This is a genomic window from Streptomyces sp. NPDC002580, assembly GCF_042889485.1.
GTDB lineage: Bacteria > Actinomycetota > Actinomycetes > Streptomycetales > Streptomycetaceae > Streptomyces.
The window spans coordinates 458,089-479,607 of the sequence record NZ_JBIAQZ010000004.1 but is presented as its reverse complement, the minus strand read 5'-3'; the positions used below and the strand labels follow the sequence as shown (position 1 = coordinate 479,607).

The following is a 21,519-nucleotide window of genomic DNA, read 5'->3' as shown; positions in this document are numbered from 1 at the left end:
GCCCTCCTTCGCGAACGTGGAGTACATGTCGAGGAGACTCATGTCAGAAGTCCCAACCGTCTTCGTCGGTCTCGTCCTTGACCGGCTGCGGCGCCGCGAAGGACTCGCCGACCATGCCCGCGGTCAGCGTGGTGCCGTCGGCCGGGTCGATCAGGATGAACGCGCCGGTGCGCCGCGAGTCGGCGTACGCGTCGAGGGGCAGCGGCTCGGCGGTCCGGATCTTGACGCGGCCGATGTCGTTGGCGACCAGCCGGCCCGGGTGCGGGTGCAGCGAGAGGTCGTCCAGGGTCAGCCGCGACGGGATGTCCTTGACGATCGCCTTGACCGTGCGGGTGCCGTGCTTGAGCAGCACCCGGTGGCCGACGGTCAGCGGCTCGTCCGCCACGTGGCAGACGGTCGCCTCGACGTCCTGCGTCGTCGGGGGCGCGTCCTTGCTCGGCACCAGCAGATCGCCGCGCGAGACGTCGATGTCGTCCTCCAGCAGGAGGGTCACCGACTGCGGGGTCCACGCGATGTCGACCGGCCTGCCCAGCAGGTCGATCCCGGCGACCTTCGAGGTGCGCCCCGACGGCAGCACGGTGACGCTCTCGCCGACGCGGAAGGTACCGGCCGCGATCTGCCCGGCGTACCCCCGGTAGTCCGGGTGCTCGGCGGTCTGCGGGCGGATCACGTACTGCACGGGCAGCCGCGCGTGGCAGTGCGCCAGGTCGTGGCTGACCGGCACGGACTCCAGGTGTTCGAGGACCGTCGGGCCGCCGTACCAGTCCATGTTCGCGGAGGCGTCCACCACGTTGTCCCCGGCGAGCGCCGAGATCGGGATCGCGGTGATCTCGGGGACGCCCAGCTCGGAGGCGTACGCCGTGAACTCCTCGGCGATCGCCGCGAAGACGGACTCCTTGTACTCGACGAGGTCCATCTTGTTGACGGCGAGGACCACGTGCGGGACGCGCAGCAGCGCGGCGACGGCCGCGTGCCGGCGGGTCTGCTCGATGACGCCGTTGCGGGCGTCGACGAGTACGACGGCGAGGTCGGCGGTGGAGGCGCCGGTGACCATGTTGCGGGTGTACTGCACGTGCCCGGGGGTGTCGGCGAGGATGAACCGGCGGCGGGCGGTGGCGAAGTAGCGGTAGGCGACGTCGATGGTGATGCCCTGCTCGCGCTCGGCGCGCAGGCCGTCGGTGAGCAGCGCGAGGTCGGGGGTGTCCTGTCCGCGGCTCGCCGAGACGCGCTCGACCGCCTCCAGCTGGTCCGTGAGGATCGACTTGGAGTCGTGCAGCAGGCGGCCGACCAGGGTGGACTTGCCGTCGTCGACGGAGCCGGCGGTCGCGAAACGCAGCAGGGTGGTCGCCGACAACTGCTCGACCGACAGGGGCTCGGTGGGTTCGGTGGTGCTGGTCATGTCTAGAAGTACCCCTCGCGCTTGCGGTCTTCCATCGCGGCCTCGGACACCTTGTCGTCGGCGCGGGTGGCGCCGCGCTCGGTCAGGCGGGAGGCGGCGATCTCGGTGATGACGGCGTCCAGGGTGGTCGCGTCGGAGTCGACGGCGCCGGTGCAGGACATGTCACCCACCGTGCGGTAGCGCACCTGTCGCTTCTCCACTGACTCACCCGCGCGCGGGCCGCCCCACTCGCCGGCGGTGAGCCACATGCCGGCCCGCCGGAACACCTCGCGCTCGTGCGCGAAGTAGATGGCGGGGAGCTCGATGCCCTCGCGGGCGATGTACTGCCACACGTCCAGCTCGGTCCAGTTGGAGAGCGGGAACACGCGGACGTGCTCGCCCGGCGCGTGGCGGCCGTTGTAGAGCTGCCACAGCTCGGGGCGCTGGCGGCGCGGGTCCCACTGGGAGAACTCGTCGCGCAGCGAGAACACCCGCTCCTTCGCCCGGGCCTTCTCCTCGTCGCGGCGCCCGCCGCCGAAGACGGCGTCGAACCGCTCCGCCTGGATCCGCTCGGTCAGCGGCAGGGTCTGGAGCGGGTTGCGGATGCCGTCGGGGCGTTCGCGCAGCACACCGCGGTCGATGTAGTCCTGCACGGAGGCGACGTGCAGCCGCAGGCCGTGCCGCTCCACCGTCCGGTCGCGGTAGTCGAGGACCTCGGGGAAGTTGTGCCCGGTGTCGACGTGCAGCAGCGTGAAGGGGACCGCCGCGGGGGCGAAGGCCTTCAGCGCCAGGTGCAGCATGACGATGGAGTCCTTGCCGCCGGAGAAGAGGATCACCGGCCGCTCGAACTCGCCCGCGACCTCACGGAAGATGTGGACGGCCTCGGACTCCAGCGCGTCCAGGTGCGACAGCGCGTACGGGCTGCTCTCCGTCTCCTCGGAGACACTGGCGGCGGTCGTCATGCGAGACCCCTCTCGGTGAGCAGCGTATGCAGCGCGGCGGCGGACTCCTGCACGGTCTGGGTGTGCGACTCGATCCGCAGGTCGGGCGCCTCGGGCGCCTCGTACGGGTCGTCGACGCCGGTCAGCCCCGAGATCTCGCCCGCGGCCTGCTTGGCGTACAGCCCCTTCACATCGCGTTCGGAGCAGACCTCGACCGGGGTCGCCACGTGGACCTCCAGGTAGGTGGTTCCCCCGGCCTCGTGGCGTCCCCGCACGGCCGCGCGGCTGTCCGCGTACGGCGCGATCACCGGGACGAGCGCCTTGACGCCGTTGCGCGAGAGCAGTTCGGCGAGGAAGCCGATCCGCCGCACGTTCGTGTCGCGGTCGGCGCGCGAGAAGCCGAGCCCCGCGGAGAGGAACTCGCGGATCTCGTCGCCGTCGAGCACCTCGACGCGGTGGCCCTCCGCGCGCAGCCGGCCGGCCAGCTCGTAGGCGATGGTGGTCTTGCCGGCGCTCGGCAGACCCGTGAGCCAGACGGTGGCTCCGGTCGTCACTTGCTGCTCCTGGGAGTTCGTGGGTTCCGCGGTGGGTGCGGTCGTGGATGCCGTCGTCGTCGCCGTCATCCGTGCAGTCCGCACTCGGTCTTGGAGCGGCCCGCCCAGCGGCCCGCTCGCGCGTCCTCGCCCGCCAGCACCCGCCGGGTGCAGGGCGCGCAGCCGACGGAGGCGTAACCGTCCGTCAGCAGCGGGTTGGTGAGGACCCCGTGCTCGGCGACGTACGCGTCGACGTCGTCCTGGGTCCAGCGGGCGATGGGCGAGATCTTGACCTTGCGCCGCTTCTCGTCCCAGCCGACGACCGGGGTGTTCGCCCGGGTCGGGGACTCGTCGCGGCGCAGCCCGGTCGCCCAGGCGTCGTAGGCGGTCAGGCCCTCTTCGAGGGGCGCGACCTTGCGCAGGGCGCAACACAGGTCCGGGTCGCGGTCGTGCAGCTTCGGTCCGTGCTCGGCGTCCTGCTCGGCGACCGTCCGGCGCGGGGTGAGCGTGATGAGGTTGACGTCCATCACGGCCTCGACCGCGTCACGGGTGCCGATCGTCTCGGGGAAGTGGTAGCCGGTGTCGAGGAAGACCACGTCGACCCGGTGCCCGCCGGGCTTCGCGCGGGAGGCGAGATGGGCGACCACCGCGTCCTCCATGGAGGACGTGACGCAGAACTTCCCGCCGAAGGTGTCCACGGCCCAGCGGAGGATCTCCAGGGCGGAGGCGTCCTCCAGGTCGCGCCCGGTCCGCTCGGCCAGACTCCTCAACTCGTCGTCCGTGCGCTCTTCCTGAATCGTCGTCATATCTCCGCCCCTCCACGTTCTTCCTGCCGAAGGCCCCGGGACAGCAGCCCGAGGAACTTCAGCTGGAAGGCTCGGTTGCATGCCGCGCATTCCCACGCACCGTGGCCCTCCTCGCTGGGTCGCAGATCCTCGTCCCCGCAGTAGGGGCAGTAGAACGGCGCGGCGCGCTCACTCACGACAGGGCCTCCTCGGAGGCGCGCGAAGCCCACGTCGCGAAGCGCTCGCCGTCCTCGCGCTCCGCCTGGAAACGCTTGAGGACGCGCTCGATGTAGTCGGGCAGTTCGTCCGAAGTGACCTTCAGGCCACGGACCTTGCGGCCGAATCCGGCTTCCAGGCCGAGCGCGCCGCCCAGGTGCACCTGGTAGCCCTCGACCTGCTCGCCCTGCTCGTCCAGGACCAACTGGCCCTTGAGGCCGATGTCGGCGACCTGGATACGGGCGCAGGCGTTCGGGCAGCCGTTGATGTTGATGGTGAGGGGCTCTTCGAACTCGGGGATGCGACGCTCGAGTTCGTCGATCAAGGAGGCTCCGCGCGCCTTGGTCTCGACGATCGCGAGCTTGCAGTACTCGATGCCGGTGCAGGCCATCGTGCCGCGCCGGAAGGTGGAGGGACGGACCGTCAGATCGAGCGCCTCCAGGCCCTCGACGAGCGAGTCGATCCGCGTCTCGTCCACGTCGAGCACGATCATCTTCTGCTCGACGGTGGTGCGCAGCCGGCCCGAGCCGTGCGCCTCGGCCAGCTCGGCGATCTTCGTCAGGGTCGCGCCGTCGACGCGTCCGACGCGCGGGGCGAAGCCGACGTAGTACCGGCCGTCCTGCTGCCGGTGCACCCCGACGTGGTCGCGCCAGCGGGCGACCGGCTGGGCGGGGGCGGGTCCGTCGACCAGCTTGCGCTCCAGGTACTCGTCCTCCAGGACCTGGCGGAACTTCTCCACGCCCCAGTCGGCGAGCAGGAACTTCAGGCGGGCGCGGTTGCGCAGCCGCCGGTAGCCGTAGTCGCGGAAGATCGAGAGGACCCCGATGTGGACGTCCGCGACCTCGTCGAGCGGCACCCAGGCACCGAGCCGCTGGCCGATCTTGGGGTTGGTGGACAGGCCGCCGCCGACCCACAGGTCGAAACCGGGGCCGTGCTCGGGGTGGTCGACGCCGACGAAGGCGACGTCGTTGATCTCGTGCGCCACGTCGAGCAGCGGTGAGCCGGAGACCGCGGTCTTGAACTTGCGGGGCAGGTTCGAGAAGTCCGGGTTGCCGACGACCCGGCGGTGGATCTCCTCGATGGCCGGCGTGCCGTCGATGATCTCGTCCTCGGCGATGCCGGCGACGGGCGAGCCGAGGATGGTGCGGGGTGTGTCACCGCAGGCCTCGGTCGTGGACAGCCCCACGGCCTCCAGCCGGTTCCAGATCTCCGGGACGTCCTCGATGCGGATCCAGTGGTACTGCACGTTCTGCCGGTCCGTGAGGTCGGCGGTGCCGCGCGCGAACTCCTGCGAGATGTCGCCGATGACGCGCAGCTGCTCGGTGGTCAGCCGGCCGCCGTCGATGCGGACGCGGAGCATGAAGTGCTTGTCGTCCAGCTCCTCCGGCTCCAGGATCGCGGTCTTGCCGCCGTCGATCCCGGGCTTGCGCTGGGTGTAGAGGCCCCACCAACGCATGCGTCCGCGCAGGTCGTTGGGGTCGATCGAGTCGAAGCCCCGCTTGGAGTAGATCGTCTCAATGCGTGTCCGCACATTGAGACCGTCGTCATCCTTCTTGAACTGCTCGTTGCCGTTGAGCGGGGTGAAGTGACCTACGGCCCACTGACCCTCGCCGCGGTGACGGCTCACCTTGCGGCGGGGCGCGGCGGCGGGATTCTGCGGGGTGGCGGCCATGGCTGATACGTCCTTCGAGACTGCGGGACAGGTCTGACTGCGGCTCTGACCTGCGCATACGGGTGCGTACGGAAGAATGGGCGCAGCACTGCGCAAGGGTCGAGGCAAAGGGGGGAGTCGGCGTTGCTGGGCTGGTCAGCTCGCCGGACAGATGGCGCTGGACATGCGGCCGAGGTCGACGTGCCGCCGACTCACCAAGGCAATTCCAGTTCCAGACATGACGGAAGCGTGTCACGGGGATCTCGGGGCAGTCCACCGTCGTCCGCCATGTGGACGCAAGGGTCTCGAATGGCGAGACCATGTGGCACCGGTCACAAGGTTGAGGTCCCGCGGTGGTGCCGGGAGGGCCGGGCGGCGTCGGGGCAGCTCGGCCCAAAACGGGTCAGACGGTGTACGCCCCCGGCCACGGACCGGGTGTCGCCACCTCCGGCTCCTCCTCGACCTTGGTGTCGAAGAGCTTGAAGCCGCGGCGCAGGTAGTTGTCCATCGCGTGCTCCCCGTCCTTGCTGCACGTGTGCAGCCAGACCCGCTTCGTCTCGGCCCGGCCCGGCCAGCGCGCGGCCAGGTCCCAGGCGCGCGCGGCACCGTAGGAGAGGAGGTGGCCGCCGATGCGGCGCCCGCGGAACGCGGGGACGAGCCCGAAGTAGACGACCTCCACGGCCCCGTCGTCCTGCGCGTCGAGCTCGACGTAGCCCGCGGGCGTCCCCCGGTCGTAGGCGACCCAGGTCTCCGCGCCGGGCCTGCCGAGGGCCTCCTCCCACTGCGCGTACGTCCACGCGAGCCGGTCGGTCCAGCGGATGTCGCCGCCGACCGAGGCGTACAGGAAGCGGCTGAACTCGGGCGAGGGGACCTCGGCGCGGACGATCCGCAGGTCGCCGTCGGGGGCACTCGCGGGGAGCAGGTCGGTCGGGGCCGTCTGCTCCAGGGACCAGGTGGTCACCAAGACGTTGCTCATGGGCGCCAGGGAATCACGGAGGCACGTACCCCTCCAAAGCGCCCGTCCGGATGCCGGACAGCAGTCCCGCCGCGCCCTCGGCCGACGGTTACTCCAGTGAGCTGTCGACCGACGTCAGGGGTACGGCGTAGAGCACCCGCCCGTCCGCCGTGTCGGACAGCGTCCACAGCTCGCCGGTGCGCCGCCAGTAGGAGAGCGATCCCGAGCCGAGGCTCCAGCAGGAGTGCGACTGGTCCGCGGTGCACGTGGCCGCCTCGGCGCCGTGCCCGGTCTGCCGCCACAGGGAGCCGTGCCGGGTGCGGCCGTCGGCCTGCCTCCCGAGGTACCACCGGGTCTCGCGTGCCCCGGCCGGCCGGTACGAGAGGGCGCCGGACACCCCGGCGCCCTTGGTCGCGTAGGCCTCGACCGCGTCGACGTGCCCCTGGGCGTCGGCGAGCAGCCCCGTGCGGTACGCGGCGGTGCTGAACGAGTAGCGCCACAGACGGGTCCGCTCCGAGGCGGCGCTCACGGCCTCGGTCGCGACCAGGCTGTCCGGGGTCGTCGTGCGGTCCAGGGAGAGCGAGCCGAAACAGGGCACCGCGCGGTTCCGGCCGCGGGCGCACGCGCCGCCCTCGGGGTCGTACGAGCCGATGGCGGGGAGCACGTAGCGGTAGCCGGCGGCCGAGTAGCCGGCGCCGACGCGGCCCACGGCGCCGCTGTCCACGTCGGTCCTCAGCAGGCGGTGCATGTCGAAGACGAGGAGGCCCTCGCCGTGCGCCGCGGTGACGATCAGCTTGTCCTGGTACCAGACCATGCCGCCGAGACCCGAGCGGACCGCGGTGAAGTCCTTGCCGCCGGCGCGCGGGGCGACCAGCAGGATCCAGTGGTAGGTGAGCGCGTCCGGGTCGGTCGCGTCGACGACGGCGATCCTGGCCAGGCCCTCGTCCCGGGCCGGCGCGGCGGCCTGACCGTCGCGGTGGGTCCAGCCGGCCAGGATGACCTGGTGCGCGTTCCAGCGGCCGTCGTCGGCGGCGTCGCCGGACGTGGTCACGGAGCGCGGCTGCCACCGGCCGGTCCGCGCGTCGGCGCGGTCCCAGCAGTACGCGCGCGTGGCCGTCGGCTCGACGGGCAGCGCGGCCCGCTCGTCGGCGGTGCAGTCGGAGGTGTTCCGCATCGGCCGGCCGGTGTCGCGCAGGACTCCGTCGATGCCCACGTTGCCGCCCATGTTCCCGCTGAGCGTGTCGAGCGAGTCCCGGGAGGTGAGGTTCTCGTGAAGGCGCAACTGCTGCGAGGCGGAGGCGGTGCGGAGTTCCGTGAGCCCGCCAGGACTGTTGCTGCCGGTGGCCTGCGAGGTGCTGATCAGGGTGGCGGCCGCTGTGAGCGCGAGCGCGGTTCCGGCCAGGGTGGCGCGGAGGGCTTGTCCCCTTCTCCGCCTGCGGTGCCTGCCGCGCTGCTTCATGCGTCCTCCCGATGAGGCCAACTGCCTCCCCCGCCGAGGGCGTTGACGGAGAGACGGGTGGGGTGGCCTGTGAAGGGGATGCTACGTCAGAGACGCCCCGGCCAGGGCGAAGACCGCGGAAGACGCTCACGAAATACGCTCGGTTCACTCCTCGCCTCACTCCGTGGCGTGCTCGGGAGAGGCCGCCTTGCCCGCCGCGCGGGTGCCGAGCACCGCGGGCGCCGCCGAGTGCGGAAGCAGGTCCCGGGGGTCGTCCGGCAGCAGCACCTCGACCTCCACCTCCTCGCGTAAGCGGTACGGCCGGTGGTCGAGGAGCCCGACGAGCCGACGGCGCAGCCGGGACAGTTCGGCGCGGACCGTGACCGTCCGGGTCGGGTCGCCGAAGAGGTCGACCGCGAGCTGGGCCGCGCTGCGTCCCTGCGGGTGCACGGCGAGGACGTAGAGCAGCTCCGCGTGGCGGGGGCTCAGGTCCTGGGTCCAACTGCCCGCCGTGCCCCGGACGGTGACGTGCGGGCGACGCGGGTCGCCCAGGTCGAGGACGACCCGGCCGGCGCTTCCCGTGTCGTCGGTGGGGGTGACGCGCAGCAGCCAGCCGCCGGGCATCGGCTCGGCGACGCACGTGCCGAGCGAGGGCAGCCAGTTCCGGCCCGCGCCGAAGGAGGCGGGCAGCGGCACCCGGTCGACCGGCGGCATCCCGGTGACGGCGGCGAGCCAGCCGTGGGTGTCCACCACGAGCGCCGGTCCGTCCAGCCGGCACAGCAGGGGGGCGGCCACCGCCCGCAGCCGCTCGATGGCGGTCAGATGTCTGCCGCGCAGTTCGCTTTCGGCCAGTCTGGACACCGAGTCGACCAGGGCGAGCGTCGCCGGATGGACGGTGCTGTCCGGGCCGCTCACGTCGATGACCCCGAGCAGCCGCCCGTTCCTCGGGTCGTGGACGGGCGCGGCGGCGCACGTCCAGCCGTGCAGGGTGCGCACGAAGTGTTCGGAGGAGTGCACCTGGACGGCGACGTCGGCCGACAGGGCCGTACCGATGGCGTTGGTCCCGGTGGTGTCCTCGCTCCAGGCGGCGCCTTCCTCCAGGCAGATGGCGTCGGCCCGGCGCAGCACGCCCGGGTTGCCCTCGCGCCACAGCACCCGGCCCTCGGGGTCGGTGACCACCATGATCTGGACGGAGGCGTCGGCGACCGCTCCGAGTCCGCCGCGCAGCGTCGGCATCACCTCGGCGAGGGCGGTGGACGCCCGCCGGTGCTCCAGTTCGTCCGTTTCCAACAGCACGCTGTCCGTTCCCTGTTCGGGATCGAGACCGAAGCGCTTCACCCTCTGCCACGACTGGCTGATCACCGGGCGCGGGGCGGCCGGCCCGCGTTCGCCCCTGTCCGACGCGGCCCAGGTCTCCCTGAGGTGCCCGGCCGTCTCGGACGCGTCCAGCGGTGCGAAACGCGCGGGGTTGAACGATGTGGTCTTCATAGAGCACTCCCGGAACCAGGACCGCGTACGAGTCGCGACACCGCCTTCGTCCCACATCGTGCCTGCTCTCGCCCGGGTTCGCCGGACCTTCGCACAAGGTGCACAAAGGAATGCAACGGTCTGCAACTCTCGCCAACGGTCACAAGGTTCCCCGAAACTGACAGTGACGCCGCCTGCGCGGCGTTCGTGCTCCCGAACGGGGCCGGAGGCGGGGGTGGCGCCGTGTCGGCGCGGCACCACCCCCGCGTCAGCGCCGGGCTCAGGACACCGGGCGGGCCCGTTCCACCACGGTGGCCAGATCCAGACTGTGCGGCAGGGTGCCGAACGCCGAGCCCCAGTCGCCGCCCAGCCGCGAGGCGCAGAACGCGTCGGCGACCTCCGGGGGCGCGTACCGCACCAGCAGCGACCCCTGGAGCACCAGGGCGATCCGCTCGACGAGGCGGCGGCCCCGCGCCTCGATGCCGTTCAGGTCGGCGAGTTCGGTCAGCAGGTCCTTGATGGCGCCGTCCAGCCGGTGGTCCGCGCCGCGTGCCCGGCCGACCTCCCGCAGATACGCGTCCAGGGCCGCCGGCTCCCGCTGGAGCGCGCGCAGGACGTCCAGCGCCTGCACGTTGCCCGCCCCCTCCCAGATGGAGTTGAGCGGGGACTCCCGCAGCAGCCGCGGCATGCCCGACTCCTCGACGTAGCCGTTGCCGCCCAGGCACTCCAGCGCCTCCACCGCGACCGGCGTACACCGCTTGGTCACCCAGTACTTGGCGGCGGGGACCGCGAGCCGCAGGAACGCCCGCTCCTGCTCGCTCCCGTCGTCGTAGGCCGCGGCCAGCCGCATCGCCAGCGTCGTGGCCGCCTCCGACTCCAGCGCCAGGTCCGCGAGGACGTTCCGCATCAGCGGCTTGTCGAGGAGCCTGCCGCCGAACGCCTCGCGGTAGGTGGAGTGGTGGATCGCCTGTGCGACGGCCTGCCGCATCAGCGAGGCCGACCCGAGCACACAGTCCAGCCGGGTCGCCGCGACCATCTCGATGATCGTCCGCACCCCGCGTCCCTCGTCGCCCACCCGGCGCGCCCAGGTCCCGTCGAACTCGACCTCGCTGGACGCGTTGGACTTGTTGCCGAGCTTGTCCTTGAGGCGCTGGATGCGGAAGACGTTGCGGGTGCCGTCGGCGAGTACGCGCGGCACGAGGAAGCAGGTCAGCCCGCCCGGGGCCTGCGCCAGCACGAGGAAGCCGTCCGACATCGGCGCCGAGCAGAACCACTTGTGCCCGGTCAGTTCGTACGTGCCGTCCTCGGCGAGCGGCCGTGCCGCGGTCGTGTTGGCGCGGACGTCGCTGCCGCCCTGCTTCTCCGTCATGCCCATGCCGAACAGGACGCCGGACTTCTGCCCGGCGGGCCGCAGTTCCCGGTCGTAGACGGTGGACGTCAGCCGCGGCTCCCACTCGGCGGCGAGCGCCGGGTCGGCGCGCAGCGCCGGAACCGCCGCGTGGGTCATCGACAGCGGACAGCCGTTGCCCGCCTCGGCCTGGGTCCAGATCACGAAGCCCGCGGCGCGCCGCAGGTGTCCGCCGGGCCTGCTCCAGGCCGCGGTCAGTCCCGCGCCCACACCCTTGCCCAGCAGGCGGTGCCAGGACGGGTGGAAGTCGACCTCGTCGATCCGGTTCCCGTAGCGGTCGTGGGTGCGCAGCACGGGCGGGTTCTCGTTGGCCAGCGCACCCCATTCCTGTACCTGGGCCGAACCGGAGGTCCGGCCGAGTGCCGAGAGTTCTTCGTGCGCCTCGTCCAGAAGCTCCGGATCGAGATGTCGGTCGACCGCCTCGACGAGGGCCCGGTCGGCGGCGAATACGTCATATCCGACCAGGGGCGGGGCCTGGTTGGTCACGGTGTGGGTGCTGGCTGCCATCCCCTGATCCTCGCAGGGAATACCGGCCTTCAGGCCGGGCGGGAATGCGATTCTCGGCCCGGAGGCGCGGAACGTCGGAGTTCTCTGCGCTGCGGGGTGATGGTCGGACCGGCCGCTTCTGGTTCTCGATGTGGTCATGGTCGGCGGTGCGCCGCCGCAGGATCCCGCGAAGTACGACGGGGACCAGAACACGGACCGTGTGCCGGGCCGGTTGATCCGGCCGATGTACTCAGCCCGCAGGGGTCGGGAGTTGACACCTTTGGGGGAGTTGACGAGCTCGGGCAGGGCGTTTTTCGGCGGGTAGTGCACGAACAGGTGGACGTGATCGCCTTCACCGTCGAACTCGTGCAGCCTTGGCGCCGAAGCTCTCGCACACGTCCCGCATGAGTGCCTCACAGCGCCTCGGCATCTCACCGTCGAAAATCTCACGCCCACTTCGTGACGAACACCAAGTGGGCGTGCAGGTGGCGGATTGCATCATTTTCCCATTTCATATGAGGATCTAGTTCTTAATAGAGTGAGATGCGACAAGATAGTAGGATTGAGCGAACTTGACCGGAGGGGGTGGGCTGGATGATCCGTGCGTACAAATTCCTCCTGCGGCCCACCGTCCGCCAGGGGCAGGCGCTGGGCGAGATGCTGCGGGACCACTGCTCCCTCTACAACGGGGCCTTGCAGGAACGCCGCGACGCCTACCGGCACGTGTCGAAGACCACCGTCAAGTACGGGATGCAGTCCGCGCAATTGAAGGAGATCCGGGCGTTCGACCCGGAGCGTCAGGGCCGCTGGTCCTTCAGCTCGCAGCAGGCCACTCTGCGCCGCCTGGACAAGGCGATGCAGGCGTTCTTCCGCCGCGTCAAGTCCGGCGACACCCCGGGCTACCCTCGCTTTCGCGGGGTGAACTGGTTCGACACGGTGGAGTTCCCGAAGGACGGTGACGGCTGCCGCTGGGACTCCACGCCGCACGACCCTGTCACCCGCGTCCGCCTCCAGGGCATCGGCCACGTCAAGGTCCACCAGCACCGCCCGGTGACCGGCAGGGTCAAGACGGTGTCGGTCAAGCGCGAGGGCCGTAAGTGGTTCGTCGTGCTCACCACCGAACAGGAACAGCCGCAGCCGTTGCCCGCGACCGGCAGCGTGGCCGGGATCGACCTGGGCATCGCGAACTTCCTCGCCGACTCCAACGGCGCCTTCGTACCCAACCCGCGCCACGGCCGTCGTGCAACTGCGAAACTCCAGGCGGCGCAGCAGGCCCTGTCCAGGTTCCCCCGTTGTAAGGCCAAGGACCGCACCGCCAATCACCAGTGGGCCGTGGAAAAGGTCGCCGAATTGCACGGCAAGGTCCGCCGTCGGCGGCTGGACCACGCGCACAAGACCGCGCGGGGCCTGGTCCGCGCACATGACTTCATCGCGCACGAAGACCTCAAGATCCGCAACATGAGCAGGGCTCCCGCACCGAAACCCGACCCCGATCAGGTAGACGTGTTCCTGCCTAACGGGGCCACCGCGAAAGCCGGGCTCAACCGCAGCATCACTGACGCCGGATGGGGGGTGTTCCTGACGATCCTGCACGCCAAGGCTGAAAGCGCCGGACGGGAAGTGATCGCCGTGGACCCCCGCAACACTTCTCGCACCTGCCCCCAATGCGGGCACACCGCCGAGGAGAACCGGCCCACACAGGAAAAGTTCCACTGCGTCGCCTGCGGCCACACCGCGCACGCCGACACGGTCGGAGCCATCAACGTTCTGCGGGCCGGGCTGGTCCGTCGCGACACCGACCTGGTGTAACGAGAAGCCCCCCGGCTTTAACCGGGGGAGGAGTCACACCGCTACCGTAAGGACGTGCACCAGGCAAAAGAAACACCTGACCGGCCTCGCTCGGGCCGCTTCCACCGCGCTCGCGCGCTCTACCGGAACGTCTCCAAGCGCAGGACCGCCTGGCTGCTGATCAAGGACACCGTCAACTCGTGCATGGAGTACCGGATCCTGGGACTGGCGGCCGAGGCCGCCTTCTTCACGCTCCTGTCCGTGCCGCCCCTGCTGCTCAGCATGATCGGCCTGCTCGGATACGTGGACGCCTGGACCGGCGCCGACACCATCGCCAGCCTGGAGTCCAACATCCTGGACGCCTCCCGCACGGTGCTGACCCAGAAGGGCGTGCACCAGATCGCCGAGCCGATCCTGCACGACGTGATGAAGGGCGGCCGGCCCGACATCATCTCCCTCGGCTTCCTGTTCGCCCTGTGGTCGGGCTCGCGCGCGGTCAACGTCTTCGTCGACACCATCACCGTGATGTACGGACTCGACGGCACCCGGGGCATCGTCAAGACCCGGATGATGTCGTTCCTGCTGTTCATCGTCGCGCTGCTGATCGGCTCCGTCGCGCTCCCCCTCATGGTGGCGGGCCCCGACGCCGTGCTGAGCGTGGTGCCGTGGTCGACGACCGTCGTCCAGGTCCTCTACTGGCCGGTCGTCCTCGTCCTGTCCGTCGCCTTCCTGACGACCCTCTACCACGTGTCCGTCCCGGTCCGTTCCCCCTGGGTCGAGGACGTGCCGGGCGCCCTGGTCGCCCTCGCCATGTGGGTGCTCGGCAGCTTCCTGCTGCGCATCTACCTGACGAACACCGTCGAGGGCCCCACCATCTACGGCTCGCTCGCCGCTCCCGTCGCCGTCCTGCTCTGGATCGGCGTCTCCGCCTTCGCCGTCCTGGTCGGCGCGGCGGTCAACGCGGCCATCGACCGGGTGTGGCCCGCCGCCGCCACCGCCGCGGCCCGTGCCGCCAACGAACGGCTGCGCGAGGCCCAGGCCGCCGAGTACGTGGCCCGCGTCGCCGCGCACCGCTCCTACGACGCCGATCCGGACGACCCCGACATGCCCTCCGAGTTCCCCGAACGCTGGTCGCGCTTCCTGCCCCCCGAGGACGTGACCTCGCGTCTGCGCACGCACGCCAAGAACACCCACCACACCTCCCACGCCCAGAAGAACGGCGAGGAGCACCCGCCGAAGTGAGCCCGGCCCGCCACCGCGGAAGTGCCCCGGCCCGCCCCGGCTCCCCTTCGCCGAGCCGAGCGCCAACGCCCCGCCGGAGCGAGCCGCCCCGCCGCCCGTCCTCGGCTCGTCACACCGGCCGGCCCGTCACGCGGTCCCCGTCCCGGCCCGTCACGTCTTCCACGCTCCGGCCCGTCAGGCCTTCCACGTCCCGGCCGCCGCGGCCTCCCGCGCGAAGTCAGTGAAGTCCCGCGGCGCGCGGCCGAGGATCTGCCGGACACCGTCCGAGAGACGCGCGTTGCGGCCGTCGAGGAGCGTCTCGAAGAGGTCCACGAGGAACGCGACCTCCTCCGCGGGCACCCCGAACCCCGCCAGCGTCCCGCCGTAGCTCCGCGCCGTCACCGGCGTGTACGTCAGCTCCTCGCCCGTGGCCCGCGAGATCTCCGCGACCGCCTCCCGGAAGGTCAGCAGCCGGGGCCCCGTGATCGCGAGCTCCCGCCCCGTGAACCGGTCGCCCCCGGTCAGCACGGCCACCACGACGTCCGCGATGTCCCGGACGTCGATGAACGGCTCGGCCACCTCACCGGCCGGGAAGACCAGCTCCCCGTGGCGCAGCCCCTCGACCAGCGGCCCCTCGCTGAAGTTCTGCGCGAACCACGAGGCCCGGACGATCGTCCAGTCCGCGCCGGACGTCCTGAGCGCCTCCTCGGTCGGCCCGGCCCGGTCCTCGCCCCGCGACGACAGCAGCACCAGCCGTCGTACGCCGAGCCCCACCGCCTCCCGGGCCAGCGCCCCGACCGCCTCCGTGGCGGCCGGCGAGCCGACGTCCGTGGGATACGCCAGATACGCCGCGTCCGCGCCGCGCAGCGTCCCCGCCCACGTCGAGGCGTCCTCCCAGTCGAAGCCGTCGCCGCGCGAACCGGGCCGGACCGTCAGTCCCGCCGCCCGCGCGGCCCGCGCGACCCGGCTCCCGGTCCGCCCCGTGGCCCCCGTCACCAACACCGTCGTCTCCCGCTCGTTCTTCTCCATGCGTCCAGTCGACTGCCGCCCCCGGCGCGGAACCATCGTCGAGCGGCTCATCCCCATAAGCGGGCGTCCAAAGGACCCGCACGGCACGTCGCACCGCCGTCTACGCTGGCGCCATGGACGCTCGCCCACGCTCGGACATGCTTACGCGGGGGGACCCCCTCGCAGGCCTGCTGGAAGGGCCGCGCGCGCGTGGCGCCTTCATGATCCGCGCGTGTTTCGACCCGCCGTGGTGCGTACGGATCGAGGACCGCGCCCCCCTGACGATCATGCTCGTGGTCCGCGGCGACGCCTGGGTCGTCCCCGACCGGGGCGAGCGCCTGCGGCTGACGGCCGGCGACGTCGCCGTCGCGCGCGGGCCCGACCCCTACCTCTGCGCCGACGACCCCGGCACCCCGCCGGGGGCCGTGATCCTGCCGGGCGGCGAGTGCGTCTACCCGGACGGGCGCTCGCTCAAGGGCCACTGGGACCTCGGGGTCCGCAGCTGGGGCGACCGGCTCGAGGGCTCCACGGTGCTGCTGATCGGGACGTACCTGATGCGGGGCGAGGTCGACGCGAGACTGCTCGACGCCCTGCCACCGCTGCTCGCCCTTCCCTCCGACGTGTGGGAGTGCCCGCTGACACCGATCCTCGCCGAGGAGATGGTGCGCGACGAGCCCGGCCAGGAGGTCGTCCTCGACCGGCTCCTCGACCTGCTGATGATCACCGCCCTGCGGGCCTGGTTCTCGCGGCCCGAGGCCGCCGCGCCCGCCTGGTACCGGGCCCTGTCCGACCCGGTCGTGGGCCGTGTGCTCCGGCTGCTCCAGGACGACCCGGCCCACCCCTGGACGGTCGCCGCGCTCGCCGCCAAGGCCGGCGTCTCACGCGCCGCCCTGGCCAGGCGCTTCGGCGAGCTCGTGGGGGAGCCCCCGATGACGTATCTGACCGGCCGGCGTCTCGCCCTCGCCGCCGACCGGCTCCGCGGGAGCGACGACACCCTCGACACGATCGCCCGCCACGTCGGCTACGGCAGCGCCTTCGCGCTGTCCAGCGCCTTCAAACGGGTCTACGGCGTCAGTCCCCAGGAGCACCGGGTCCGCCCGGCGTAGCCTGGCCCCATGTACACGGAACGGGCGTCCAGGCTGCCCGGCGCGGTGCTCTGGACCCGCGTCCTGACCGGTACCGCCCCCGGGGACACGCGGTCGGACGCGACCGGGGGAGACCCCGGCGGGGCCCGGGGAGCCGTGCTCCCGGACGGCTGCATGGACCTGTTGTGGACCGCGGGGCGCCTGCTCGTCGCCGGTCCCGACACCCGGCCCCACCTGCCGGACGGCGGGCCCGGCGGCTGGGCCGGCGTCCGCTTCTTCCCCGGCACAGCACCCGCCTACCTGGGCGTGCCCGCGAACGAACTCCGGGACCGACGCGTGGAGTTGACCGACCTATGGTCCGCCCGTGAGGTGCGCCGGCTCGCCGCTCGCGTCGACGCGGCCGCCGATCCCGTACGCGCGCTCGAAGAGATCGCCCTGCTGCGGGCGGCCGACGCCGAACCCCCCGATCCGCTGCTCGGGCAGGTGGTCGCCGCCCTGGAGGCGGGTCGCCCGGTCGCCGAGACCGCCGACGAACTGGGTCTGAGCGCACGGCAGTTGCATCGTCGATCGCTCGCCGCCTTCGGCTACGGACCCAAGATCCTGGCCCGTGTCCTGCGACTGCGGAGGGCGCTCGCCCTGGCCCGCGACGGCGTGCCCTTCGCGGAGACCGCGCTCCGGGCCGGGTTCGCCGACCAGGCCCATATGGCCCGGGACGTAAGGGAGTTGGCGGGAGCGACCCTCGGCGAACTGACCACCCGCCGATAGCGGGCCGCCTTATTGCTGTGCCGGGTCCGCTCCTCCGGGCAGGGGGGCGAACAGGTCGACGCCGTTGCCGTCCGGGTCGTGCACGACCGCGTACCGCATGCCCCAGAAGGCGTCCCAGGGTTTGAGCTCGCCGTGATGGCCGGCGCCGACGAGCCCCTCGTACACGGAGTCGACCTCGGCCGGGTCCTCGCAGCGGAAGGCCAGCGACACCCTGCCGCCACCGCTCGGAGGCCGCCACCCGGCGTGGAACGACCGGATGGTCTCCTCCGTGTCCAGGGCGAGGCGGAGCCCACCGGGCAGTCCGGCCTCGACGTGCGGCTCGTTCTCGGCGCCCTCGGGGAACTCGAGCCCGAGACGGCGGTAGAACGCGAGGGAGGCGGCCATGTCGGAGACGGCCAGCCCGATCACATCGAATCGTGGAGTCATACGGCCACCGTAGGCGGGCCCCGGCCACCCGGTCTTGAACGAAACGGACACCGCGCCACCGCCCACGCCCCGGCCGCGGGGCCCGCCCCGCCCGCCTCGTGCCACCCACCGTCGCGCCCGTGCCGCTCACGGTCCACGCCCGCGCCCGCCGCCGGTCCGCCACCGAGTCGAGTCCGACCGGCCGCCCGCCCGGCAGCCCGGAGCGCCCGGGTCCCGCCTTGCTCGCCGCCCGAGCCGCCGTCCCGCCCGCCCGCCGTCCCGCCGGGCCGAGGCACCGTACCGCCCGGGCCAGGGGCGGCCCTACGCTCCCGGCATGGTCTTCCGTGTTCTCGTGTACACCCGTACCACCGGCTACCGGCACGACTCCATCCCGGCCGCCGTCGCCGCCGTACGCGCCCTCGGTGACGCGCACGGCTTCGCGGTCGACGCCACCGAGGACCCCGCGGCCTTCGAGGCGCCCCTGGACCCGTACGCGGCGATCGTCTTCCTGTCGACGAGCGGCGAGGTGCTGACGCCCCCGGGCCGCGACCGGCTCGCGGCGTACGTCGAGGGCGGCGGAGGGTTCGCCGGAGTGCATTCCGCCGCCTGCACCGAGTACGAGTGGCCCCGCTACGGCGAACTGCTCGGCGCCCGCTTCGACCGGCATCCGGACCTCCAGCCGGGACGCGTCCGCGTCGAGGACCACGGACATCCCGCCACCCACCACCTGCCCCCCGCCTGGGAGTTCACGGACGAGTGGTACGACTTCCGCTCCAGCCCGCGCGGTTCGGTGCGGGTGCTCGCGTCCGCCGACGAAACCTCCTACGAGGGCGGCGGGATGGGCGACGACCACCCTCTCGTCTGGTGCCGGGAACAGGGCGCGGGCCGGGTCTTCTACACCGCGCTCGGCCACACCTCGGAGGCGTACGGGGACCCGGACTTCCGCGGGCACCTGCTCGGCGGCATCCGCTGGGCGGCCCGTCGGTCCTGGAAGCCCCGTACGGCGGACAGGCCCGGGCCGGAGTCGGTATAGGCCGAACGGGGAGCTTCGGCAGGAATACCCGGAGGTGATGTGGTGCTCTGATCCTTACGACTCGCGACGTTGAGGAGCTGGTCCAGGATGGCGGTGGACGCGGTGGATCCGGTGGTGGGGACGAAGGACCCGGTGGTCGCCACCCCGTACGGAGCGGTGCGCGGCCGGTTCGAGAACGGGATCGCGGTCTTCCGGGGCATCCCCTACGCCGCCCCGCCCTTCGGCGCCCGCCGTTTCCGCCCGCCCGAGCCGCCCGAGCCCTGGGACGGGGTGCGGGACGCCACCGCGTTCGGGCCGACGCCGCCGAAGCCGCCGTACTCCGAGGCCTTCGCCCGGCTCCTCGCCGACCCCGTCGTGCCGGGCGACGACTGCCTCAACCTGAACGTGTGGACCCCGGCCCCGGACCCCGGCGCCCGGCTCCCCGTCATGGTGTGGATCCACGGCGGGGCCCTGACCCGCGGTTCCTCGGCCGTTCCCGTCTACGACGGCCGCGCCTTCGCGCGCGACGGCGTGGTGTTCGTGTCCGTCAACTACCGCCTGGGCATCGAGGGGTACGGCCTCTTCCCGGACGCGCCCGCCAACCCCGGACTGCGCGACCAACTGGCCGCGCTGGAGTGGGTGCGGGCGTCCGTCGCCCGGTTCGGCGGCGACCCCGACCGGGTGACCGTCTTCGGCGAGTCGGCCGGCGCCATCAGCATCGGCGCGCTGCTCGCGAGTCCGCGCTCCCGGGGACTGTTCCACCGGGCGGTCCTGCAGAGCGGGCCGCCCGAGGCGAGCGACCGCGACAAGGTCCGCCGGATGGTCCGCAGGATGGCCACCCGGCTGAAGATCCCCGCGACGGCGGAGGCGTTCGCCGCCGTCGACCGGGACCTGCTCCTGCGTACCCAGGCCGACGTGGGCAGACTCAGCAGCCCGGTGCTCGGCGGTCCCGCGTTCGGGATCGTCGTCGACGGCGACCTCGTGCCGCGCGACCCGCTGGAGGCCCTGGTCGAGGGCGCGGCGCCGGACGTCGGCCTCCTCCTCGGCTGGACCAGCGACGAGTACCGGCTGTGGCTGGTACCGGGTGGGCTCGTGGAACGCGTCGACCGGCTCGGTCCGGTCGCCCTGGCCGGGGCGATGGCCCGCTGCCGCTGCGGTCACGAGGTGCCCCGCGGCTACCGCGCCCTCCACCCGGACGCGGGCATCGCCGATCTCGTCGGGCAGATCATCACCGATCACCTCCTGAGGGTCCCGCTGCACCGGCTCGCCGACGCGCGGACCGGGCGGCCCACGGCGTCCCTCGACGCGGACGTCCCCGGCGGGGACCGGGCCCCCGCGTACGTCTACGAGTTCGCCTGGCCGTCGAACGTGCCAGGACTCGGTGCCTGCCACGCCCTGGAACTGGGCTTCGTCTTCGACACCGCCGACGCGCCGGAGTCGGCGAAGCTCGCGGGCGAGGGCGCCCCGCAGGAGCTGGCGGACGCCATGCACGGTGCCTGGGTGCGCTTCGCCGCCCACGGCGACCCGGGGTGGCCCGCCTGGGACGACTCGCACCCGGTCCACGTCTTCGGTGCCGGTGATCCGCACACCGTACGGGGCCCGCGCGACCGTGAGCTCGCCCTGTGGGAGGACGAATCGGCCAGGGCCGCCGCCCGGCCGGTGGACCGGCCCACGGCCGGACCCGAGGGAGAGCCGACCGGCTCCGGCTCCGGCTCCGGAGCCGCATCCGGCTCCGGCACCGGCTCCATGGAGGGCGCGCCCGTGTCGCCCCCTGCCGTCACCGCGTCCGCACGCATCGCGTCGCCCCTGTCGGCCGTACGCCGCTTCCGCCGCTCCGGCGGCGCCGAACGGACGTGACGGGCCGGACAGGGCACCACGCCCACGGGCCGGGACGGGCCGGACAGGAGCTGTCGGCCGGGGTCGGGCGGGCCGGGCCCGGGCCATGTCCGGGTGCCGCTTCCGGGGGCGCGGGTCGGGGGCGGGGGAGGAGCGCAGGGCTACGTGGCCCGTAGCGCCTTCGCGATGCCCGCGACGGCCACCGGGCCCACCCGGCAGCACCCGCCGATCAGCCGGGCCCCCGCCCGTCGCCACCCGTGGACCCGCGCCGCCGTGAAGCTGGGGCTGCCGGTCCAGGCGCGGGCCCGGGCGTCCCAGGTCTCGCCGCTGTTCGGATAGACCACGACCGGTTTCCCGGTCACGCGCGCGGCGACGGCGACCGCCGCGTCGACGTCCTCGGGGACGCAGCAGTTCACCCCGACCGCGACGACCTCGTCCGCCTCGGCGGCCAGGGCGAAGGCCTCCTCCAGAGGCTGTCCGGCCCGCGTGCGGTCACCGGCGACGCTGTACGACAGCCACGCCGGTACGCCGAGCCCGCGCGCCCCTCGCAGCAGCGCCAGCGCCTCGTCCGTGTCCGGGACCGTCTCCAGGGCCAGCGCGTCGGGTGCGGCGGCGGCCAGCACCTCCAGGCGCGGCCGGTGGAACCGCTCCAGCTCCGCCACACTCAGCCCGTAGCGCCCTCGGTACTCCGAGCCGTCCGCGAGCATCGCCCCGTACGGGCCCACCGACGCGGCGACCCACAGGGGCCGGGCGACACCCCGGGCGTGCGCGCGCCGCCCGGCCTCGCGCGCCAGTTCGACGCTCAGGCCGAGCAGCTCGGCCGCCCGGTCGTGCGGGACGCCGTGCCGGGCGAAGCCCTCGAACGTCGCCTGGTAGCTCGAGGTGATCGCCACGTCGGCCCCCGCCTCGTAGTAGGCGAGATGCGCCGCGACGATCGCCTCGGGGCGTTCCGCGAGCAGCCGGGCCGACCACAGCGCGTCACTCAGGTCGTGTCCCGCCGCCTCGAGCTGGTTGGACATGCCTCCGTCGAGCACGACCGTGCCGGCGGAGAGCGCGTCGGTGAGGGCGAGGGCGGCGTCGCTGGTCATGTTCCGAAACTAGTCGATACGTCGACATGGGGAGGTTCGCTCCGTACGGCGCC

The 21,519-nt window shown here is 72.5% G+C and carries 20 protein-coding genes and 1 pseudogene; 6 read left to right on the top strand and 15 right to left on the bottom strand.

Annotated features, from left to right (window positions below):
• Window positions 1–43: 43 nt before the first annotated feature.
• From ACFYW7_RS16170 to tnpA, 12 genes and pseudogenes are all read right to left on the bottom strand, one after another.
• Window positions 44–1,399 carry a sulfate adenylyltransferase subunit 1 gene (locus tag ACFYW7_RS16170; RefSeq protein ID WP_389502442.1) on the bottom strand — a complete coding sequence of 452 codons (1,356 nt, stop codon included), beginning with the start codon at window positions 1,397–1,399 and terminating at the stop codon, window positions 44–46.
• Window positions 1,400–1,401: 2 nt separating this feature from the next.
• Window positions 1,402–2,340: a sulfate adenylyltransferase subunit CysD gene (cysD, locus tag ACFYW7_RS16165; RefSeq protein WP_389502441.1), complete on the bottom strand. Its 939-nt coding sequence runs from the start codon at window positions 2,338–2,340 to the stop codon at window positions 1,402–1,404.
• Window positions 2,337–2,942 (bottom strand): adenylyl-sulfate kinase, encoded by a 606-nt coding sequence (gene cysC, locus ACFYW7_RS16160; protein WP_389502439.1) that lies wholly within the window; start codon window positions 2,940–2,942, stop codon window positions 2,337–2,339. Before cysC ends, cysD begins: the two co-directional genes overlap by 4 nt.
• Entirely contained in the window at window positions 2,939–3,658 is a 720-nt protein-coding gene (locus tag ACFYW7_RS16155) for a phosphoadenylyl-sulfate reductase (protein WP_389502437.1), read from the bottom strand. Before ACFYW7_RS16155 ends, cysC begins: the two co-directional genes overlap by 4 nt.
• Window positions 3,655–3,834 carry a hypothetical protein gene (locus ACFYW7_RS16150; RefSeq protein WP_351536777.1) on the bottom strand — a complete coding sequence of 60 codons (180 nt, stop codon included), beginning with the start codon at window positions 3,832–3,834 and terminating at the stop codon, window positions 3,655–3,657. The genes ACFYW7_RS16155 and ACFYW7_RS16150 overlap by 4 nt, the downstream gene beginning before the upstream one ends.
• Window positions 3,831–5,525 (bottom strand): nitrite/sulfite reductase, encoded by a 1,695-nt coding sequence (locus ACFYW7_RS16145; RefSeq protein ID WP_389502435.1) that lies wholly within the window; start codon window positions 5,523–5,525, stop codon window positions 3,831–3,833. The genes ACFYW7_RS16150 and ACFYW7_RS16145 overlap by 4 nt, the downstream gene beginning before the upstream one ends.
• 135 nt (window positions 5,526–5,660) lie before the next feature.
• A complete protein-coding gene (locus tag ACFYW7_RS16140) occupies window positions 5,661–5,744 on the bottom strand; it encodes a putative leader peptide (protein WP_309486338.1) in 84 nt (27 codons plus the stop codon).
• 163 nt (window positions 5,745–5,907) lie between these two features.
• Window positions 5,908–6,480 carry a GNAT family N-acetyltransferase gene (locus ACFYW7_RS16135; protein ID WP_389502432.1) on the bottom strand — a complete coding sequence of 191 codons (573 nt, stop codon included), beginning with the start codon at window positions 6,478–6,480 and terminating at the stop codon, window positions 5,908–5,910.
• Between the two features lie 88 nt (window positions 6,481–6,568).
• Window positions 6,569–7,918 (bottom strand): hypothetical protein, encoded by a 1,350-nt coding sequence (locus ACFYW7_RS16130; protein ID WP_389502430.1) that lies wholly within the window; start codon window positions 7,916–7,918, stop codon window positions 6,569–6,571.
• Window positions 7,919–8,074: 156 nt separating this feature from the next.
• A complete protein-coding gene (locus tag ACFYW7_RS16125; protein WP_389502428.1) occupies window positions 8,075–9,385 on the bottom strand; it encodes a GAF domain-containing protein in 1,311 nt (436 codons plus the stop codon).
• A 259-nt stretch (window positions 9,386–9,644) separates the two neighbouring features.
• Window positions 9,645–11,279: an acyl-CoA dehydrogenase family protein gene (locus ACFYW7_RS16120; protein ID WP_389502743.1), complete on the bottom strand. Its 1,635-nt coding sequence runs from the start codon at window positions 11,277–11,279 to the stop codon at window positions 9,645–9,647.
• Between the two features lie 144 nt (window positions 11,280–11,423).
• Window positions 11,424–11,773 (bottom strand): annotated as a pseudogene (gene tnpA / locus ACFYW7_RS16115) (IS200/IS605 family transposase); the annotation flags it as partial.
• Between the two features lie 79 nt (window positions 11,774–11,852).
• Between tnpA and ACFYW7_RS16110 the strand changes: the two are divergent.
• Both ACFYW7_RS16110 and ACFYW7_RS16105 read left to right on the top strand, forming a co-directional pair.
• A complete protein-coding gene (locus tag ACFYW7_RS16110) occupies window positions 11,853–13,067 on the top strand; it encodes an RNA-guided endonuclease InsQ/TnpB family protein (RefSeq protein WP_389502426.1) in 1,215 nt (404 codons plus the stop codon).
• Window positions 13,068–13,121: 54 nt separating this feature from the next.
• Window positions 13,122–14,288 (top strand): YihY/virulence factor BrkB family protein, encoded by a 1,167-nt coding sequence (locus ACFYW7_RS16105; RefSeq protein ID WP_389502424.1) that lies wholly within the window; start codon window positions 13,122–13,124, stop codon window positions 14,286–14,288.
• A gap of 174 nt (window positions 14,289–14,462) precedes the next feature.
• Here ACFYW7_RS16105 and ACFYW7_RS16100 read toward each other — a convergent pair whose 3' ends face one another.
• Complete coding sequence (locus tag ACFYW7_RS16100; protein ID WP_389502422.1) at window positions 14,463–15,296, bottom strand: NAD(P)H-binding protein; 834 nt, start codon at window positions 15,294–15,296, stop codon at window positions 14,463–14,465.
• Window positions 15,297–15,409: 113 nt separating this feature from the next.
• Between ACFYW7_RS16100 and ACFYW7_RS16095 the strand changes: the two genes are divergently transcribed.
• Complete coding sequence (locus ACFYW7_RS16095) at window positions 15,410–16,381, top strand: cupin domain-containing protein (protein ID WP_389502420.1); 972 nt, start codon at window positions 15,410–15,412, stop codon at window positions 16,379–16,381.
• A gap of 9 nt (window positions 16,382–16,390) precedes the next feature.
• Entirely contained in the window at window positions 16,391–17,125 is a 735-nt protein-coding gene (locus ACFYW7_RS16090; protein WP_389502418.1) for a helix-turn-helix domain-containing protein, read from the top strand.
• A 9-nt stretch (window positions 17,126–17,134) separates the two neighbouring features.
• On the opposite strand, the gene ACFYW7_RS16085 is transcribed toward ACFYW7_RS16090, so the two are convergent.
• On the bottom strand, window positions 17,135–17,551 hold the full coding sequence (locus ACFYW7_RS16085) for a VOC family protein (protein WP_389502416.1): 417 nt from the start codon (window positions 17,549–17,551) through the stop codon (window positions 17,135–17,137).
• Window positions 17,552–17,864: 313 nt separating this feature from the next.
• Here ACFYW7_RS16085 and ACFYW7_RS16080 point away from each other — a divergent pair, with 313 nt between their 5' ends.
• A complete protein-coding gene (locus ACFYW7_RS16080) occupies window positions 17,865–18,563 on the top strand; it encodes a ThuA domain-containing protein (protein WP_389502413.1) in 699 nt (232 codons plus the stop codon).
• Window positions 18,564–18,650: 87 nt separating this feature from the next.
• Window positions 18,651–20,399, top strand: a complete 1,749-nt coding sequence (locus tag ACFYW7_RS16075; RefSeq protein ID WP_389502411.1) for a carboxylesterase/lipase family protein — start codon at window positions 18,651–18,653, stop codon at window positions 20,397–20,399.
• Between the two features lie 140 nt (window positions 20,400–20,539).
• Here the strand turns inward: ACFYW7_RS16075 and mmuM are convergent, their stop codons facing one another.
• A complete protein-coding gene (gene mmuM, locus ACFYW7_RS16070; protein ID WP_389502407.1) occupies window positions 20,540–21,466 on the bottom strand; it encodes a homocysteine S-methyltransferase in 927 nt (308 codons plus the stop codon).
• Window positions 21,467–21,519 lie beyond the last annotated feature (53 nt).